This is a genomic window from Polynucleobacter sp. GWA2_45_21 (genome assembly GCF_001830325.1).
In the GTDB taxonomy this organism is placed as follows: Bacteria; Pseudomonadota; Gammaproteobacteria; order Burkholderiales; family Burkholderiaceae; genus Polynucleobacter.
In genome coordinates this window covers 369,585-387,547 of record NZ_MHZG01000001.1, presented here as the reverse complement: position 1 = coordinate 387,547, position 17,963 = coordinate 369,585, and the positions used below count along the sequence as shown (strand labels likewise).

The 17,963-nt window shown below is 47.8% G+C and carries 16 protein-coding genes; 6 read left to right on the top strand and 10 right to left on the bottom strand.

Annotated elements, in window-relative coordinates; genetic code table 11:
- Positions 1–2: 2 nt before the first annotated feature.
- Positions 3–1,196, top strand: coding sequence for an acyl-CoA desaturase (locus A2X74_RS01970; RefSeq protein WP_293628563.1), 1,194 nt, complete (start codon positions 3–5; stop codon positions 1,194–1,196).
- 100 nt (positions 1,197–1,296) lie between these two features.
- Here A2X74_RS01970 and rpmG read toward each other — a convergent pair whose 3' ends face one another.
- The 3 genes from rpmG to radC all read right to left on the bottom strand — a co-directional run bounded on the left by rpmG (position 1,297) and on the right by radC (position 2,549).
- Positions 1,297–1,464, bottom strand: a complete 168-nt coding sequence (gene rpmG / locus A2X74_RS01965; protein WP_015421876.1) for a 50S ribosomal protein L33 — start codon at positions 1,462–1,464, stop codon at positions 1,297–1,299.
- An 11-nt stretch (positions 1,465–1,475) separates the two neighbouring features.
- Entirely contained in the window at positions 1,476–1,709 is a 234-nt protein-coding gene (rpmB, locus tag A2X74_RS01960) for a 50S ribosomal protein L28 (RefSeq protein WP_011903570.1), read from the bottom strand.
- 138 nt (positions 1,710–1,847) lie between these two features.
- Positions 1,848–2,549 (bottom strand): DNA repair protein RadC, encoded by a 702-nt coding sequence (radC, locus tag A2X74_RS01955; RefSeq protein WP_293628564.1) that lies wholly within the window; start codon positions 2,547–2,549, stop codon positions 1,848–1,850.
- Between the two features lie 30 nt (positions 2,550–2,579).
- On the opposite strand from radC, the gene A2X74_RS01950 reads away from it, so the two are divergent.
- On the top strand, positions 2,580–3,026 hold the full coding sequence (locus A2X74_RS01950) for an FKBP-type peptidyl-prolyl cis-trans isomerase (protein WP_293628565.1): 447 nt from the start codon (positions 2,580–2,582) through the stop codon (positions 3,024–3,026).
- A gap of 3 nt (positions 3,027–3,029) precedes the next feature.
- Positions 3,030–3,971 carry a 4-hydroxy-3-methylbut-2-enyl diphosphate reductase gene (gene ispH, locus A2X74_RS01945; protein WP_293628566.1) on the top strand — a complete coding sequence of 314 codons (942 nt, stop codon included), beginning with the start codon at positions 3,030–3,032 and terminating at the stop codon, positions 3,969–3,971.
- 54 nt (positions 3,972–4,025) lie between these two features.
- On the opposite strand, the gene A2X74_RS01940 is transcribed toward ispH, so the two are convergent.
- Together A2X74_RS01940 and A2X74_RS01935 are read right to left on the bottom strand one after the other, a co-directional pair.
- Positions 4,026–5,219, bottom strand: coding sequence for an acetylornithine transaminase (locus A2X74_RS01940; RefSeq protein ID WP_293628567.1), 1,194 nt, complete (start codon positions 5,217–5,219; stop codon positions 4,026–4,028).
- A gap of 51 nt (positions 5,220–5,270) precedes the next feature.
- The gene (locus A2X74_RS01935; protein WP_293628568.1) at positions 5,271–6,311 is read right to left on the bottom strand and encodes a CDP-6-deoxy-delta-3,4-glucoseen reductase; all 1,041 of its coding nucleotides are present in this window, start codon (positions 6,309–6,311) and stop codon (positions 5,271–5,273) included.
- Between the two features lie 36 nt (positions 6,312–6,347).
- Here A2X74_RS01935 and A2X74_RS01930 point away from each other — a divergent pair, with 36 nt between their 5' ends.
- Complete coding sequence (locus tag A2X74_RS01930) at positions 6,348–7,235, top strand: SDR family oxidoreductase (protein ID WP_293628569.1); 888 nt, start codon at positions 6,348–6,350, stop codon at positions 7,233–7,235.
- On the opposite strand, the gene A2X74_RS01925 is transcribed toward A2X74_RS01930, so the two are convergent.
- From A2X74_RS01925 to A2X74_RS01915, 3 genes are all read right to left on the bottom strand, one after another.
- The gene (locus A2X74_RS01925; protein ID WP_293628570.1) at positions 7,216–8,988 is read right to left on the bottom strand and encodes a glutamine--tRNA ligase/YqeY domain fusion protein; all 1,773 of its coding nucleotides are present in this window, start codon (positions 8,986–8,988) and stop codon (positions 7,216–7,218) included. The two genes, A2X74_RS01930 and A2X74_RS01925, sit on opposite strands and share 20 nt — an antisense overlap.
- Positions 8,989–9,072: 84 nt before the next feature.
- Entirely contained in the window at positions 9,073–10,575 is a 1,503-nt protein-coding gene (locus A2X74_RS01920; RefSeq protein ID WP_293628571.1) for a tripartite tricarboxylate transporter permease, read from the bottom strand.
- A gap of 18 nt (positions 10,576–10,593) precedes the next feature.
- Positions 10,594–11,052 (bottom strand): tripartite tricarboxylate transporter TctB family protein, encoded by a 459-nt coding sequence (locus A2X74_RS01915; protein ID WP_293628572.1) that lies wholly within the window; start codon positions 11,050–11,052, stop codon positions 10,594–10,596.
- Positions 11,053–11,175: 123 nt separating this feature from the next.
- Here A2X74_RS01915 and alaS point away from each other — a divergent pair, with 123 nt between their 5' ends.
- On the top strand, positions 11,176–13,800 hold the full coding sequence (gene alaS, locus A2X74_RS01910) for an alanine--tRNA ligase (protein WP_299764196.1): 2,625 nt from the start codon (positions 11,176–11,178) through the stop codon (positions 13,798–13,800).
- Between the two features lie 8 nt (positions 13,801–13,808).
- Complete coding sequence (locus A2X74_RS01905; protein ID WP_293626679.1) at positions 13,809–14,036, top strand: sulfurtransferase TusA family protein; 228 nt, start codon at positions 13,809–13,811, stop codon at positions 14,034–14,036.
- A gap of 111 nt (positions 14,037–14,147) precedes the next feature.
- Here the strand turns inward: A2X74_RS01905 and galU are convergent, their stop codons facing one another.
- Together galU and A2X74_RS01895 are read right to left on the bottom strand one after the other, a co-directional pair.
- Positions 14,148–15,032, bottom strand: coding sequence for a UTP--glucose-1-phosphate uridylyltransferase GalU (gene galU / locus A2X74_RS01900; protein WP_293626673.1), 885 nt, complete (start codon positions 15,030–15,032; stop codon positions 14,148–14,150).
- 28 nt (positions 15,033–15,060) lie between these two features.
- A complete protein-coding gene (locus A2X74_RS01895) occupies positions 15,061–17,952 on the bottom strand; it encodes a valine--tRNA ligase (protein ID WP_293626670.1) in 2,892 nt (963 codons plus the stop codon).
- Positions 17,953–17,963: the final 11 nt, after the last annotated feature.

Here is a 17,963-nt window from a genome sequence, read left to right as displayed (position 1 = left end):
TTTTGAATTCAGCTTCAGGTTTTGATGTCTTTCTCCACTGGCTTGCTAATGGCTATTTGGATTGGTCATGGTGGCAGATTCTTGTTTTCACCTTGGTGGCAACACACATTACGATTGCCGCTGTAACGATCTTCTTGCATCGTTGCCAAGCGCATCGTGCTTTAGATCTGCATCCGATCATGTCCCATTTCTTCCGGTTTTGGCTATGGCTAACTACCGGGATGGTCACTAAAGAATGGGCAGCCATTCATCGCAAACACCATGCCAAGTGTGAGACTGTTGATGACCCGCATAGCCCGCAAGTTCTCGGTATCAACACCGTGCTTTCTCGCGGTGCGGAGTTATATAAAAAAGAATCTCACAATCAAGAGACTCTAGATAAGTTTGGTCATGGCACACCAGATGATTGGCTCGAGCACAATGTCTATTCCAAGTTTTCTTGGCAAGGTGTTGCCTTGATGTTGATCATCGATGTGTTTTTGTTTGGCGCTATTGGTTTAACTGTGTGGGCAGTGCAGATGCTGTGGATTCCAATTACTGCCGCCGGAATTATTAATGGTATTGGTCACTACTGGGGGTATCGCAACTACGACTGTGAAGATGCCTCTAGAAATATTTTCCCTTGGGGTATTTTGATTGGCGGCGAAGAGCTGCATAACAACCATCACACATTTGCCACGAGCGCTAAGCTCTCTAGCAAGTGGTATGAATTTGACATTGGCTGGATGTACATTCAGATGATGAGTGCAGTGGGCTTGGCTAAAGTGAAGAAGACATCTCCTAAGCCGGTACTCAGTGACTTACGCCCCGCCGATCAAGGTACGCTCGAAGCCATCATTGCAAATCGTTATGAAATCATGGCCCGTTACAGTAAGACTCTGAGCACTTTCTTCAGCAATGAAGTTCAGCACATGCAAGTGTTGGCTGCTCATCTGAAGGATGCGCGTACCTGGTTAGGTAAAGATGAATCCCGTTTGACTGCGGAAGAAAAAATCAAACTAGAAGAGTTGATGGCAAGTAATGCGCAGCTTCGCAAGATGATTGAGATGCGTCGTGATTTACAAGCCATCTGGAGTCGCTCTAACGCTACAGGCGATCAGTTGGTTTCTCAATTGCATGCATGGTGTCAGCGTGCCGAGGAGAGTGGTTTATCTAGTCTGCGTGACTTCTCTTTGAGATTACGTCGTTACGCTTAGGTGATGGCATGACTTTGATCTTGGTGAAAATCAAGACAATAAAAAACCCGCTGATGTAGCGGGTTTTTTATTTGCAGCAAATAAATATCGAATCGATAAATTACTTGAGCTTTGTTTCTTTGTAAGCAACGTGCTTGCGAATGGTTGGATCGAATTTCATGATCTCCATTTTCTCAGGCTTTGTACGCTTGTTTTTTGAAGTGGTATAGAAGTGACCAGTACCAGCTGATGACTCTAATTTGATTTTTTCTCTGCCGCCTTTAGCCATTTGTGCGCTCCTTAAATTTCGCCACGTGCACGGAGATCAGACAACACAGCATCAATGCCGTTCTTGTCGATAACGCGCAAACCAGCATTGGTTAAGCGCAAGCTAATCCAACGGTTTTCAGATTCAACCCAGAAACGACGGTTTTGCAAATTCGGCAAAAAGCGACGCTTCGTTTTATTGTTTGCATGGGATACATTGTTGCCAACCATCGGCTTCTTCCCAGTGACTTGGCAAACTTTTGCCATGACATAACTCCATTAATTGCGAAAAAAGAAGATTGTATCAGTCTCCGAGTACTTTGATCTAGCCCTAATTCGCTTTAGTTTTAAGGATTTAGCGGTTTAGCCGCCAATATGGGTCAAAAATAAGCAAAAAGTTAGTGATTACTTATGATTAAAGTCATTTTTCATAAGGCCTGAATCTGAAAATGAGAAAAATCCGCTATCGCTAACTATGCAGTGATCTAGGAGCGGAATATCCACCAACTGCAAGGCTTTAGATAGCGTTTTGGTTAATTCCTGGTCGGCAAGGCTGGGCAGTGGGTTGCCGCTAGGGTGGTTATGGGCCACGATAAGGGCGCTAGCATTCCTGGCAAGGGCTTCCTTGAGGATTTCTCGGGGGTAGACAGCTGTATGGGTCAAGGAGCCCCTAAAGAGCTCCTGACACTCAATCAGGTGTAGGCGGGAGTCAAGGTATAGGCAAAGAAAGACTTCATGCGGTAGACGCCCAAATCGGGCTTGCAAGAACTCTTTGACATAGCTTGGTGACGAGAAAACTGACTCCTGAGAAAGGGATTCCTCAAGACTGCGCTTGACGAGCTCGTACGCTGCCTGAATTTGAGACCATTTGGAAATACCCATGCCATGAATCTGGGTTAATTCTTCTGGAGCGCAGGATAGGAGGCGTGGCAAATTGCCAAAATGATGGAGAAGATCTTCAGCTAGGGCCACAGCGGTTTTGCCTTTGACGCCAACCCGCAGAAAGATCGCCAGTAATTCGGCATCAGTTAGGGCTGCCGCTCCAAGGGTGCGCAGCTTCTCGCGTGGCTGCTCTATTTTTGGCCAATCGGTAATCGGCGAGTGCACGCTCGCGTCGGGCCTAGATACAATTACCTTATGACTAAGCTTACGGTTTTGCCCAATTCCTTCTTGACCCTCAACTATCGGCTGATTTTGCCCAGCGGGGATGATTACATCAATACTTTTATTGATCGCCCTGCGACGGTGTTGATGGGTTCTGGACAATTTGCGCCTTGTTTTGAAAAGGTGTTGATCGGGTTAGCTGTGGGTGAAAAGAAAAGTGCCTTGCTGCCGCCTGAAGAAAGCTTTGGTGAGCGTAAGGAAGAATTAATTCAGTGGGTTTCTTTGGGGGCGCTCAAAGAAGGGCGCGATGATGATGTGGAATTTAATCCTGGCGACGTGATTGAATTTAATGCGCCTGGTGGCGCTCAATATGCCGGGGTACTGCAATCCATTAATGAAGAAGGTGCATGGTTTGATTTCAATCATCCGCTTGCTGGAAGGCCTGTTACCTTTGAAGCTGAAATCGTTGCGATTCTGTAACTGATGAGCAATCAAGTCCAAGCAGAAATTTTGATGGCGCAGCCTCGCGGTTTTTGCGCGGGCGTGGATCGTGCCATCAATATTGTCAATGAAGCATTGACTCGTTTTGGCGCACCAATATATGTGCGTCATGAAATTGTTCACAACGCCTATGTCGTCAATGGACTGCGCGAAAAAGGTGCTGTATTTGTCGATGAGTTGCATGAAGTTCCCAAAGGCGGCATCGTGGTATTTAGTGCTCATGGTGTTTCTCAAGAGGTGCGCCAAGATGCTGAAGCACGCGGATTGCAGGTATATGACGCTACCTGCCCATTGGTTACCAAGGTGCATCTTGAGGTCGTCAAAATGTGTAAAGATGGTTTTACAGTCCTGATGATTGGTCATGCAGGACACCCCGAAGTTGAAGGCACGATGGGGCAGGTAGACAAAGGCATTCATCTGATCGAAAAGGTGGCAGATGTTGCGAATTTGCCTTTTACTGAGAATGAAAAAATTGCTTTTGTAACGCAAACTACACTCTCCGTAGATGAGACGAAAGAAATTGTCGACGCCTTGACTCAAAAATTTCCGAATATTGTTCAGCCGCGTAAACAAGATATTTGTTATGCCACTCAGAACCGACAAGATGCTGTGAAATTTATGGCACCTCAGGTTGAGGTAGTTATTGTGGTGGGAAGCAAGGCAAGCTCGAACTCGAATCGCTTGCGTGAATTAGCTGAAAAACTCGGTGTACCAGCTTACATGGTTGATGCACCCGGACAGCTTCAAGCTGAATGGTTTGCGGGCAAGAAACGTGTTGGCCTTACTGCAGGTGCGTCAGCGCCAGAGAGCTTAGCGCTCTCGATTGTGGAAAAGATTCAAGAATTTGGCCCACGCTCCATTCGCAACTTGGAGGGCGTTGTGGAGGATGTCACGTTCTCGCTACCAAAGAATTTAGTTGGCTAGCCATAAACAATAAAGGAGCCTAAGGCTCCTTTATTACATTCCATCTAGATACTTTTAGGTCACCTGCTTTAGGAGCTCTCTCAAGATGTTGCACATCTGACGGATTTCATCATCGGATACATTGAGTGCAGGCATAAAGCGCAGGAGATTTGGCCTTGGTGAGTTGATCAACAATCCTTCTGGACCTCTATCGCGAGCAAGTTCAACTAACTTGGCGCCAACATCACTGCTCAGCATGAGGGCGCGCAATAAGCCTTCACCACGTTCACCATTCAGATTAAATTCTGCAGAGATAGAAAACAACTCTTTGCTAAGTAGTTCACCCTTTGCGCGGACTGCATCCAAGAATCCTGGAGCTAATAACTGTTCGATCACACTAATGCCTACTGCGGTCATGAGTGGGTTGCCGTTATAGGTGCCGCCCTGATCGCCTGGAACGAAGCATGCAACTGCATCAGTTGCCATTAGCGCGGCCAGGGGAACGCCACCACCAATACCTTTGCCTAAGGTCATGATGTCTGGTTCGATGCCGTAATGTTGATAGGCAAAGAGTTTTCCAGTGCGCCCACAGCCGGCTTGTACTTCATCCACGATCAACAGAATATTGTTTTCTTTAGTGAATTTACGCAGGCTTTGCATAAATTCTTTCGTAGTGGGGATCACGCCACCTTCGCCTTGAACTGGCTCGAGCATGACTGCAACTGTTTTGTCAGTGACTAGTTTTCTGACAGAGTCCAAGTCATTCAAATCTGCTTTTGGAAAGCCGGGAACTTGCGGGGCAAACATGGTGTCCCAACCTGGCTTGCCAGATGCGCTCATGGTCGCTAAGGTACGACCATGAAAGCTGTGATCAAAGGTGATGATTTCAAAGGCACCTGGTTTATTCAGTTGACCCCATTTACGAGCCAGCTTGATAGCACCTTCATTTGCTTCAGCGCCACTATTGGCAAAAAATACTTTGTTAAAGCAGCTGTTCTCAGTTAGAAGATTGGAGAGGCGAATCATTGGTTCGTTATAGAACGCTGGACTCGGGTTAATCAGTTTCTTTGCTTGAGCATTGAGCGCTTCAATCATTCCTGGGTTGCTATGACCCAGGCAGTTCACAGCCCAGCCTTGCAAGAAGTCTAAGTAACGCTTGCCATTGTTATCGGTGAGCCATGAACCTTTGCCCTCAACCATCATCACTTCTGGTCGTGGAGTAATAAACATCACTGAGTGGGCATCTACGGATTGGGCTGGCTTATTCATATCGTGTGCGAAGTGAGATCAAATGAAGTTTCTATTATCACGCTTAGCAGGCTAGCTTGTTGCAAGATCAGCTGCGCTGGTAAAGGAGTCTGCAAAGAACTCCTCCTCAGGTAGCTTGCACTGAGAAGAAAAGTCCTGGCGGGCTGCGTTGACCATGACAGGGGCGCCGCAGGCATAGACCTGGTAGGGGCTAAGGTCAGAATAGTCGGCGATCACGGCTTGATGCACAAAGCCTGTGCGCCCAGTCCATTGATCTTCTGGAAGTGCATCGGAAACGACGGGGATGTACTTGAAATTAGGAATATCTCTTGCCCATGACTGACAGAGCTCATCCAAATAGAGGTCGCTAGGGCGCCGTCCACCCCAGTACAAATGAATCGGGCGCTGGATCTTTTTGAGCTGCATTTGCTCAACAATGGATTTGATGGGTGCAAAGCCAGTGCCTGCCGCAACAAAAATGATGGGCTTCTTGGAGTCCTCTCTGAGGAAGAAGCTACCTAATGGACCCTCAAAGCGCAGGATATCTTTTTCTTTTAATGCGGGATCTTTTGCACCAAAAACGAAGTCGGTAAAGAGCCCGCCCGGTAAGTGGCGAATATGTAACTCGAGAGGCCCCTCTTGATCGGGCGCATTGGCAATGGAGTAGGCGCGGCGCTGTCCATCTTTGAGGAGGAATTCTAAATACTGACCCGCCAGAAATTGAAAGCGCTCGGCAGCTGGTAATTGCAGTTTGAGAATCGCCACATCAGTGCTTGGTTTGGTAATCGCATTCACGCGACAAGGCACCTTTCTGATGGCGATATCGCCGGCACCTTGAACTTCACGAGCCTCGATCAAAAGGTCTGACTTAGGATGGGCACAGCAAAACAAGGTGCCCCCAGCGGCTTCATCAGCAGGGCTTAAGGCGGCAGCACTATGTTGACCGTGCTCCACCTCGCCTTCTAAAACCTTGCCCTTACAGGATCCGCAGGCACCGTTTTTACAGCCATACGGGAGCGTGATGCCTTGTTGGAGCGCTGCTTCAAGTAGGGTTTGATCCTTCTGGACGGTAAATTGTTTGCCGCTCGCCTTGAGCGTGACTTGGTAAGACACTCTCATTCCTTTCAATAAATCGTTACGATGTGACCTATGCAATCTTTTGGTAAACCTCGAATCCTGATCATTGGCTGCGGCGACATTGGCCTTCGTGTTGCCAAGCAGCTTGCCCGAAGTCATCGGGTATATGCCTTAACTTCCCAGAAAACCCGTTTTCAGGAGTTGAGAGCGGTTGGCGCGATTCCGATTTTGGGGGATCTGGATAAGCCCGATAGCTTGTGGCGTTTAAGTGGATTAGCGCAAACCGTGATCCACCTGGCACCACCCCAAAATACAGGTCATCGTGATTGCCGAACTCGCAACCTTCTCCGAATTTTATCCCAAGGCTCTGATACTGTTGGGCGCTTGATTTATGTGAGCACTACCGGTGTTTATGGAGATCACGCAGGTGGCAGGGTGAGTGAAGTGACCCCTGTTAACCCCCAAAGTGAGAGGGCTACGCGAAGAGTGGATGCAGAAAATTGCCTCCGCCTTTGGGCCCCAGCTCACGGTGTAGCCCTGACGATTTTGCGTGTGCCAGGTATTTATGCTGCTGACCGATTGCCAGTTGAGCGTATTCAAGCGGGAACACCCGCCTTAATCGCAGATGAGGATGCCTACTCAAACCATATTCAGAGTGATGATTTGGCGAGATTGGTTTGTGCTGCCGTTTATCACGGTAAACCACAGCGTGTCATTAATGCCTGTGACGGCGGTGAAACTAGGATGGGCGATTACTTTGATGAAGTGGCTGATGCCTTTGGCTTAGATCGGCCACCAAGAATGCCTGCTGCGCAGTTGGAGAAGATCGTATCTCCCATGCTGTGGTCTTTTATGCGTGAGTCTCGGCGCGTAACGAATACACGACTGGCAGAATTAAAAACTCCGCTACGCTATCCCAGCGTCGCAGAGTTTCTGAAAACTATTTCCAAGAATCCTTAAGACCAACCGTACGATTAAATACAGGCTGACCCGGCTTAGAATCGCTTTGGTCCGCCACAAAGTAACCGTGGCGCTCAAACTGGAAGCGATCTTCTGCTTTAGCATCTTTCATGCAAGGCTCTAAGTAGGCAGTAATCGTTTGCTTAGAGCTTGGGTTAATCGCATCAAGGAAATTCTTATCACCACTATCTGGATGTGGATCATTAAACAGATGATCATAGAGACGCACTTGCGCAGGCACAGCCTCAGCTGCGCTGACCCAATGAATATTGCCCTTGACCTTGTAATTGTTTGAACCAGGAGTACCGCTCTTACTATCTGGGAAGTGAGTCGCGTTCACTTGAATCACATTGCCATTGGCGTCTACTTCAAAGCCAGTGCACTCAATCACAAATCCATGGCGCAAACGCACGCGTCCACCGGGCTGATCACCGATTGGTGGATAGAGTCTGAAGAATCCCTTGATGGGCTCTTTCATAAAGTCATCTTCCTCAATCCACAATTCTTTTGTGAAATGAAATTCTCGATTGCCCCATTGAGGGTGCTGAGGATGGCGCGGTGCTGAGCAAGGTTCACTTGCAGAGGCATCAAAATTTTCAATGACGAGTTTGAGTGGCTTCAGAACCGCTGTGGCACGTGGTGCCTTGGCTTCAAGATCATCACGCAAGGCTTGATCCAGCGTGCTCATGTCGATCCAGCTATCCGCTTTAGAAACCCCGATGCGCTCGCAGAACAAGCGAATACTCTCTGGTGTATAGCCTCTGCGACGAATGCCGACGATGGTTGGCATTCGCGGGTCATCCCAGCCATCAACATGTTTTTCTTCGACTAATTGCAGCAACTTACGTTTGCTAGTGATGGTGTAAGTTAAGTTAAGGCGGGCAAATTCATACTGATGTGGCACTGGATTTTTGAAGATCCCCAGTTCTGCTAGTGAGGCAACAATCCAATCGTAGAGCGGGCGATTATTTTCAAACTCCAAAGTGCAGATCGAGTGTGAGACATTTTCCAGTGCATCGGAAATACAGTGCGTGAAATCATATAAAGGGTAGATACACCACTTACTGCCAGTCCGGTGGTGATCGGTATGACGAATGCGATAGACCACAGGATCACGCATCACAATATTAGGATGCGCCATATCAATTTTTAGACGTAGAACATGTTCGCCATCTTTGTATTTGCCATCACGCATCTCGCGGAATAAAGCGAGATTCTCATCTGGAGTGCGATCGCGATAAGGACTATTTTTTCCTGCTTGGCCAAAGTTGCCGCGATTGGTATGAATATCATCCGCGCTTTGACTATCGACATAGGCTTTGCCATTCTGAATCAGAATTTCTGCAAACTCATAAAGCTGATCAAAGTAATCACTCGCGTGATACAGGTGTGATCCCCAATCAAAGCCAAGCCATTTGACCGCATCCAAAATACTATCGGCGTATTCAATATCTTCTTTAACTGGATTGGTGTCATCCAGACGCATATTGCATCGGGCGCCACCTGCTTGATTGTTGTAATCAGCAGCTAAGCCAAAGTTCAAGCAAATACTTTTGGCGTGACCAATATGAAGGTAGCCGTTGGGCTCAGGGGGAAAGCGCGTAATGATGGAGGGGATAGCTTGGCCATCACGGCTACTGCGGTTCTGATAGGCGCCACTCGCCAAATCATGGTCAATGATCTGGCGCAAAAAGTTAGAAGGCTCAGCAAGCGCGCTGGCAGGAACTTTAGAGGGTTTGCTATCTTGGGACATGCGCCCATTGTAGAGAAAACCCCCGCCCAGAAAGAAAAAAGCCCGCAAACTACTGCGGGCTCGTTTCTGGGAAGCTTTCGGGAATTATTCCTCTACAAAAGCCTCTTCACGGGTTTTCTTAACCGACGGGAGGGCTACGATCACTACCAAGAGAGCCGCTGCAATGAGCAGGCTCAGAGATAGTGGGCGCGTAAAGAAGGTTGTGAAATCACCGCGTGACAATAACAAAGCGCGACGGAAGTTCTCTTCCATCATTGGCCCGAGTACGAAGCCAAGGAGTAATGGAGCAGGTTCGCAGCCGAGTTTGAAGAAGAGGTAACCAACTAAACCGAAACCAGCAGTTACGTAAACGTCAAATACGGAGTTGTTGACGGTGTAAACGCCAATACAGCAGAAGACCAGAATGGCTGGATACATCAAGCGGTAAGGGATCTTCAAGAGCTTTACCCAGATACCAATGAGAGGCAAGTTCAAGAGAATCAACATCACGTTACCAATCCACATGGACGCAATCAGACCCCAGAACAGGGCTGGGTTGCTAGTCATCACTTGTGGACCAGGTTGAATGTTATGAATAGTCATCGCTCCAACCATCAGAGCCATCACTGCATTTGGCGGAATACCCAAAGTGAGCAATGGAATGAAAGAGGTTTGAGCTGCAGCATTATTGGCTGCTTCTGGACCCGCAACACCCTCAATAGCACCCTTACCGAATTCGTGGGTGTATTTTGAGGATTTCTTCTCAACTGAGTAAGCACCAAAGGCGGCTAGAGCTGCGCCACCACCTGGCAGAATTCCCAAAATAGAGCCAATAGTAGTGCCGCGCAGGATGGATGGAACCATGCGCTTAATATCGTTTTTGGTAGGAATCATGGAGGTGACTTTGTTGAGGAAGCCCTCTTCATCATCTTTTTTCTCCAAATTGCCCATGATTTCAGCAAAGCCAAATACGCCCATAGCCACACTAACAAAGCCAATACCATCGCTTAATTGTGGGATGTCAAAGGAGTAACGAGCAACGCCAGAGTTCACGTCGGTACCGATCAAGCCCATCAAGAGACCCAGGATGATCATGCCGATCGCTTTGATCAAAGATCCTGAAGCCAACACAACTGCACCAATTAATCCTAAAACCATCAGGGAGAAGTATTCGGCTGGACCAAACTTAAATGCTAATTCAGAGAGTGGTGCGGCAAAAGCGGCTAAAACTAAAGTAGCTACGCAACCAGCAAAGAATGAACCCATACCGGCAGTAAATAAAGCAACACCACCACGCCCATTTTTGGCCATTTGGTAGCCATCAATCGCCGTCACCACCGAGGACGTTTCCCCAGGGATGTTGAGTAAAATTGCAGTAGTAGACCCGCCGTACTGTGAGCCGTAATAAATACCGGCCAACATAATCAAGGCTGCAATTGGAGGCAGTGCATAGGTTGCTGGGAGCAACATAGCAATAGTAGCTACAGGGCCTAGGCCTGGGAGTACGCCAATTAGCGTGCCCAATAGGCAGCCAATAAAGCAATACATTAAATTTTGAAGGGTAAACGCGGTATCAAAGCCGAGAGCGAGATTATTAAATAATTCCATTTTTCAGGTTCCCGGTGATTATTCGAAAAAGAACGGTAAAACTGGGAACGTGAGCTTAAGGCCAACGATAAACACCAGGTAAGTAAATCCCATCAGCACAATAGAATTCAGGGTAGCTGCTTTCCAGCTAAATTCCTTGCTGGCTGTGGAGGATGCAAAAACCAGGGCAAAAATCGCTACCAAAACTCCCATGGTTGGTAACAAAATGCCAAAAAGACAAATTGATCCGGTAATAATGCCGATCACCCGCCAATTAAATTTGGGGATTTGGTCTATAGCTGCACTAGCCCTCAATGAGGTAACGAGTACAAGTAAACCCAATAAAAACATGAGTATTCCCAGGGCAAGCGGGAAATATCCAGGCCCCATCTTGGCCGCGGTGCCCAAAGAATAGGTAGTAGCGATGCCTGCAAAGAAAAGGCCGATCACCATGTACATGATTCCAGCGCCAAAATCCCGTTGATTGCGAATTTTCAAGTTGAGCTCCTTATATCGGCTCAAATGCCGATCTATTTATTAATGTAGGAGGATTGTAAGGCAGGATTAGGGCGCTTTGCCTAGGGTTTGCCCCCGACTAGTGCCAATGCGATAATTATTCGCATGAAAGTCTCCCAAATTCGCCAGGCATACCTGGACTTCTTCGCCCAAAAAGGCCATCAAATTGTCGCCTCCAGCCCGGTAGTGCCAGGGGATGACCCAACCCTGTTATTTACAAATGCGGGGATGAACCAGTTTAAGGACGTCTTTTTGGGTTTTGATAAGCGTCCCTATAACCGCGCAACCACTGCTCAAAAATGCATCCGTGCGGGTGGCAAACATAATGACCTAGATAACGTTGGCTATACAGCCCGTCATCACACCTTCTTTGAAATGCTGGGTAACTTCTCTTTTGGGGATTACTTTAAGAAGGATGCAATCCAATTTGCTTGGGAATTACTTACCGAGGTCTTTAAGCTTCCAGAAGAAAAGCTACTTGTCACCGTGTATGCGGAAGATGACGAAGCTTATGAGATTTGGAATAAGCAAATTGGTGTACCAGCTGAGCGCATTATTCGCATCGGCGATAACAAGGGAGCGCGTTACGCTTCAGATAATTTCTGGATGATGGGTGACACCGGTCCTTGTGGTCCTTGTACCGAGATCTTCTATGACCATGGCCCGCATATTGCTGGTGGCCCTCCAGGAAGCCCTGATGAGGATGGTGATCGCTATATTGAGATCTGGAATAACGTGTTCATGCAGTTCAACCGCGACGAAGCGGGCAATATGCATCCCTTGCCTAAGCCTAGCGTCGATACTGGTATGGGCTTGGAGCGTATTGCAGCAGTATTGCAGCACGTGCATTCCAACTATGAGATTGATCTCTTTGTGAATTTGCTCAAGGCTGCTAAAGAAGCAGTTGATGCAGCTGGCGGCGGAAATTGCGATATTGACAGCCCTTCACTGAAGGTGATTGCTGATCATATTCGTGCATGTAGTTTTATTGTGGTGGATGGTGTGATCCCAGGTAATGCTGGGCGCGGCTATGTCCTGCGCCGTATTACGCGCCGCGCAATTCGTCATGGCTACAAGTTGGGTGCACGTAAACCGTTTTTCTATCAACTTGTTCCCGCCCTCGTAAAAGAGATGGGGCTTTCTTATCCAGAGTTACAAGCTGCCAAGGACAAAGTAAGTGATGTGATTAAGCAGGAAGAAGAGCGCTTCTTCCAGACAATCGCTAACGGTATGGAGATTTTGGAAGGTGCGCTTGCAGGCGGTGCGAAGACGGTTGATGGTGAAACTGCTTTCCGTTTGCACGATACATTCGGTTTCCCATTGGATTTAACTGCCGATGTTTGCCGTGAGCGTGACGTGACAGTTGATGCAGAAGGCTTTGAATTAGCGATGCAAAAGCAGCGCGATCAAGCAAGAGCAGCCGGCAAGTTCAAAGTGGCACAAGGCCTGGAATACTCCGGCAAACCAACCCAGTTTCATGGCTATGACACTCTGAAGCATGAGGGCGCTAAAGTAACAGCACTCTACGTTGATGGCTCAGCCGTGCAGTCTGTCAAGGCTGGTGATGCCGCCGTGATCGTATTAGATAACACCCCTTTCTATGCTGAATCTGGTGGACAGGTTGGTGATAAGGGTGAGTTGCGCAATGAGGCAGTGCGTTTCGCAGTGGAAGATACCTTCAAGATTCAGGCTGATGTGTTTGGTCATCAAGGTGAAGTGCAAGAAGGCGAGCTCAAGGTGGGCGATGCAATCAATGCCTTGGTAGATATTGAACAAAGAACTGAAACGATGCGCAACCACAGTGCTACGCATATCCTGCATAAAGCGTTGCGTGAAGTCTTGGGTGATCATGTGCAGCAAAAGGGTTCTTTGGTGGATGCCAGTAAAACCCGTTTTGACTTTACTCACAATGCACCTATTACTGCAGCAGAGATTCGTCGCATAGAAGATATTGTGAATGCGGAGATCCTTGCTAATACTGCGACCTCCGGAAAAGTAATGTCTTTGGATGATGCGCAAAAAACGGGCGCCATGATGCTCTTTGGTGAGAAGTATGGCGACGAGGTCCGCGTTCTAGAAATCGGTAGCTCTAAAGAGCTCTGTGGTGGTACCCACGTTGGTCGTACTGGGGATATCGGTAGCTTGAAGATTGTTTCTGAGGGTGGTGTTGCTGCAGGTATTCGCCGTGTTGAAGCGGTCACTGGCAGAAACGCTTTGAACTTCTTGCAAGGCATGGAAGATAAGATCAACGAAGCAGCAACAATCTTAAAAACCCATCCAGGTGATTTAGTAAATCGTGTTGCTCAACTCCAAGAAAGCCTACGTCAAGCCGAGCGTGAGTTGGATAAAGTGAATTCCAAGCTTGCTGCAAGCCAAGGTGATGAATTGGCGACACAAGCAATTGATGTCAACGGTATCAAGGTCTTAGCCGCTCGTTTGGATGGTGCAGACGCGCAAGTACTTCGCGAAACCATGGATGCCTTAAAGGCGAAATTGAAAACAGCCGCAATTGTCTTGGCTTCTGTGCAGGGTGATAAGGTCAGCCTCATTGCTGGCGTGACTGCAGATTCGATTGCCAAAGTTAAAGCGGGTGACTTGGTGAACTTTGTTGCCCAGCAGGTTGGTGGCAAGGGTGGCGGCAAACCAGAGATGGCGATGGCTGGCGGTACTGACCCAAGCAAGTTGGGCGCGGCATTAGCTGGTGTGAAAGATTGGGTGGCCTCTAAGTGAGTAATCCCATTGAATTTGATCTCGAGGTCGATGCCATTGGCATGAATTGCCCTTTGCCGATCTTACGTACTAAGAAGGCTTTAGCCACAATGCAATCTGGTCAAGTCCTGAAAGTCAAGGCTACTGACTCAGGTGCGGCAAATGACTTTCCTGCCTTTGCAAAACAGACTGGCAATGAATTACTTTCCAGTACTACCGAGGGCGATGTATTGGTTTTCTTCCTCAAGAGAAGATAGGGTGCTTTAAACGTCTGAAACTCTCAGCATCAAAGAAAAAGGCAGAAAGTGATTTCTGCCTTTTTTGCTTTTATCCCGCAGAATTTAAATCTGCCCAAGATGAACTTGAGTCTAAGTTAAAGAGCGGCCTTTTAAATACGCCGCAAACTCAGTACTCACCTCTGGATGGCGTAATGCAAATTCCACAGAAGCTTTAAGGTAGCCTAGCTTGCTGCCGCAGTCATAGCGCACACCATCGTATTCATAAGCGAAGACTGGCTCTTCTTTGAGTAGTGAGGCAATCGCATCGGTGAGTTGGATTTCACCACCAGCACCGGGTTTGAGATTGCGAATGTGATTAAAGATGTCTGAAGACAGAACATAGCGACCCACCACCGCCAAGTTGGATGGTGCATCCTGAGGTTGTGGCTTCTCCACAATCCCATTTAAACGATAGATCCCTTTGGACACTTCCGCCCCAGAAATAATGCCGTAGGAGCTGCTTTTGGAAGGATCAATTTTTTCTACTGCTAAGACTGAGCCGTTTTGCTCATCAAACACTTTGAGCATCTGCTTCAGAACTGGTGGTTGACCATCGAGTAAGTCATCCGCAAGGATGATGGCAAAGGGTTCATCGCGAACCAACTTTTCTGCACACAGAACGGCATGACCCAAACCTAGCGCTTCAGGTTGACGTACATACACGCAGTCCACATGACTTGGTTTAACGCTACGGACAATCTCTAAGAGTGCCTGCTTATTTTTGGCTTCGAGTTCGGCTTCTAATTCATAAGCCTTATCAAAGTGATCTTCGATGGCGCGCTTACTGCGGCCGGTAACAAAAATCATTTCAGTAATGCCGGCAGCAATCGCTTCTTCAACCGCATACTGAATCAGGGGTTTATCCACGACATTCAGCATTTCTTTTGGACTGGCTTTAGTAGCTGGCAAGAAGCGTGTACCCAAACCTGCAACAGGGAAGACAGCTTTGGTAACGGCTTTAGTGCTTAATGGCATAGAAATTCCGATCAGTTTTATTGCTGCTTTATTTCAGTCGCTCTAATTGTGCAACAAGCTTCTCATGGTTCTGCTCAAACCCAGCAAGACGTTGCTTTTCTTGGGCAACTACCTCTTCTGGGGCTCGAGCTACGAAACTTTCGTTACCTAGCTTGCTGCGTGCTTTAGTAATCTCGATTGCTAGGCGCTCAATTTCTTTGCTCAGGCGAATTCTCTCAGCCGCAACATCCACTTCAATTTTGAGTAATAGCTTGAGATTGCCAACTAAGGCCATTGGGGCGCCAGGAGCATCTTTCTCCAAAGCAGACTCGTCATCGTAGATTTTGACTTCGGATAACTTGGCCAGCGCGGTTAAGTATGGGCTAGCCTTCTTCAGGAAGTCTTGCGGCCCACTAATCCAGAGAGGCACCTTGAGTGCGGGAGAGACTTGCATCTCACCACGTAAATTGCGGCAAGCATCCACAATCGATTTAATCTGGGCTACCCAAGCTTCGCTTTGCTCATCAATCTTATCGAGCTGAGCAACAGGGTAGGGCTGCAGTGCAATCGTTTGCTTATCTTGTTGCGCCAACTCTTTGCCGACTTTAGGCCCAACGGTTTGCCATAAGGTTTCGGTAATAAATGGAATGAGTGGGTGGGCCATGCGCAAGATAGTTTCTAAAACGCGCAGCAGGGTACGGCGAGTTGCGCGTTGTTGCGCAGGCGTACCGGTTTGTAGTTGAACTTTTGCTAACTCTAGGTACCAATCGCAATACTCATCCCAAACAAACTGGTAAATGCTGCTAGCAATATTGTCAAAGCGATAGTTTTGGAAGCCCTTAGCAACATCAGCTTCCGTTCTCTGCAGTAAAGAAACAATCCAGCGATCTGCGGGAGAGAAGTCTAATTGCCCTTCTGGGCCGCATTGGTTGTCGCAATGAGCAAAACCATTTTCTTGTTCATTGCCAGGGCAATTCATGAGCACAAAGCGAGTGGCATTCCAAAGCTTGTTGCAGAAGTTGCGATAGCCTTCACAGCGCTTTTGGTCAAAGTTAATATTGCGACCAAGTGAAGCGAGTGAAGCGAAGGTAAAGCGTAAAGCATCCGTCCCAAACGCGGGAATACCTTCCGGAAATTCTTTCTTGGTTTTCTTGCCAATACTTTCCGCTTGCTTAGGGTTCATTAGGCCAGTGGTGCGCTTAGCAACCAAATCTTCAATCTTGATGCCGTCAATGAGGTCGATTGGGTCCAAAGTGTTTCCTTTGGACTTACTCATCTTCTGACCTTCGGCATCACGTACCAAGCCATGAACATAGACGGTATTAAATGGGACCTTGCCAGTGAAATGACAAGTCATCATGACCATTCTGGCTACCCAGAAGAAGATGATGTCAAAACCAGTGACCAAAACAGATGAAGGTAAGAAATGCTTGAGAGCAGGCGTTTCTTCTGGCCAGCCTAATGAGCTAAAGGGCACCAGTGCGGAGCTAAACCAGGTATCTAGGACATCAGGGTCGCGGTTGAGTTTGCCGGTATAGCCTGCAACAGCAGCTTTGGCCTTGGCTTCTTCTTCAGAGCGAGCGACAAAGATCTGGCCATCATCGCCATACCAGGCTGGGATTTGATGGCCCCACCAGAGTTGACGTGAGATGCACCAGTCTTGAATGTTCTCTAGCCACTGGGTATAGGTATTAATCCAGTTTTCAGGGACGAGCTTAATGTCACCCTTGGTTACTGCATCTAATGCTGCGCCAGCAATGGATGAACCTGGTTGATATTTATTGTCTGGACTTGGCTTAGACATTGCCACAAACCACTGGTCAGTGAGCATGGGCTCAATGATGGTTTGAGTGCGATCGCCACGGGGCACCATCAATTTATGCGGTTGTACTTTTTCTAATAAACCAGCAGCATCCAAATCAGCAACAATTTGTTTGCGTGCAGCAAAACGCTCAAGACCTTGATACACCACTGGTGCATTCTCATTAATCTTGGCATCAAGTGTCAAAATATTAATGAGTGGTAACTGGTGGCGTTGTCCAACTGCATAGTCATTGAAGTCGTGAGCAGGAGTCACTTTCACAACGCCAGTACCAAAAGCCAAATCTACATAATCATCTGCAATGATCGGGATCTCGCGATTGCATAGTGGCAGTTGTACTGACTTGCCAATGAGGTGTTTGTAGCGTTCGTCTTCTGGATTAACCATCACAGCCACGTCACCCAATAAGGTCTCTGGGCGAGTAGTGGCAACGGTCAGGTGTCCGGATCCATCTGCTAATGGATAGCGGATATGCCACATCGAGCCATCTTCTTCTTCGCTCACCACTTCTAAATCCGAAACTGCTGTTCCTAAAACCGGATCCCAGTTCACTAAACGTTTGCCACGATAAATTAAGCCTTGCTCATGCAAACGAACAAACACTTCAACAACCGCTTTGGACATCTTGCTGTCCATTGTGAAATATTCTTTACCCCAATCAATCGAAGCGCCTAAGCGACGAATCTGACGCGTGATGGTGTTGCCTGAAGTCTCTTTCCATTCCCAGACTTTTTCTAAGAATTTCTCACGGCCTAAATCATGGCGAGAAACTTTCTGTGCATCAAGTTGGCGTTCAACCACGATTTGTGTAGCGATACCAGCATGGTCTGTGCCTGGAACCCATAAAGTATTTTTGCCAGACATGCGGGCATGACGTACCAAGCCGTCCATGATGGTTTGATTGAAGGCATGACCCATGTGGAGGGTGCCTGTCACATTCGGTGGCGGCAATTGAATCGAGAAATCTCCCTTGCCCTCATCTAGGGTGGCGTCGGCAATGCCTCGGCGTTCCCATTCCGGACCCCAATAAGCTTCAATTGGGGCAGGTTCGTAGGATTTGGCTAGTTCATCTAAGGAACTGGCCGCAGGTGAATTGGGGGTATTCGAAGCATTTGGCATAAGAGGCAAAT

What these genes read in the sequence shown, in the direction of transcription:
- rpmG (WP_015421876.1), bottom strand. Translation starts at nt 1,464, where the DNA reads ATGGCTAAAGGCGGCAGAGAAAAAATCAAATTAGAGTCATCAGCTGGT.
- rpmB (WP_011903570.1), bottom strand. Translation starts at nt 1,709, where the DNA reads ATGGCAAAAGTTTGCCAAGTCACTGGGAAGAAGCCGATGGTTGGCAAC.
- A2X74_RS01950 (WP_293628565.1), top strand. Translation starts at nt 2,580, where the DNA reads ATGACTAAGCTTACGGTTTTGCCCAATTCCTTCTTGACCCTCAACTAT.
- ispH (WP_293628566.1), top strand. Translation starts at nt 3,030, where the DNA reads ATGAGCAATCAAGTCCAAGCAGAAATTTTGATGGCGCAGCCTCGCGGT.
- A2X74_RS01940 (WP_293628567.1), bottom strand. Translation starts at nt 5,219, where the DNA reads ATGAATAAGCCAGCCCAATCCGTAGATGCCCACTCAGTGATGTTTATT.
- A2X74_RS01930 (WP_293628569.1), top strand. Translation starts at nt 6,348, where the DNA reads ATGCAATCTTTTGGTAAACCTCGAATCCTGATCATTGGCTGCGGCGAC.
- A2X74_RS01925 (WP_293628570.1), bottom strand. Translation starts at nt 8,988, where the DNA reads ATGTCCCAAGATAGCAAACCCTCTAAAGTTCCTGCCAGCGCGCTTGCT.
- A2X74_RS01920 (WP_293628571.1), bottom strand. Translation starts at nt 10,575, where the DNA reads ATGGAATTATTTAATAATCTCGCTCTCGGCTTTGATACCGCGTTTACC.
- alaS (WP_299764196.1), top strand. Translation starts at nt 11,176, where the DNA reads ATGAAAGTCTCCCAAATTCGCCAGGCATACCTGGACTTCTTCGCCCAA.
- galU (WP_293626673.1), bottom strand. Translation starts at nt 15,032, where the DNA reads ATGCCATTAAGCACTAAAGCCGTTACCAAAGCTGTCTTCCCTGTTGCA.
- A2X74_RS01895 (WP_293626670.1), bottom strand. Translation starts at nt 17,952, where the DNA reads ATGCCAAATGCTTCGAATACCCCCAATTCACCTGCGGCCAGTTCCTTA.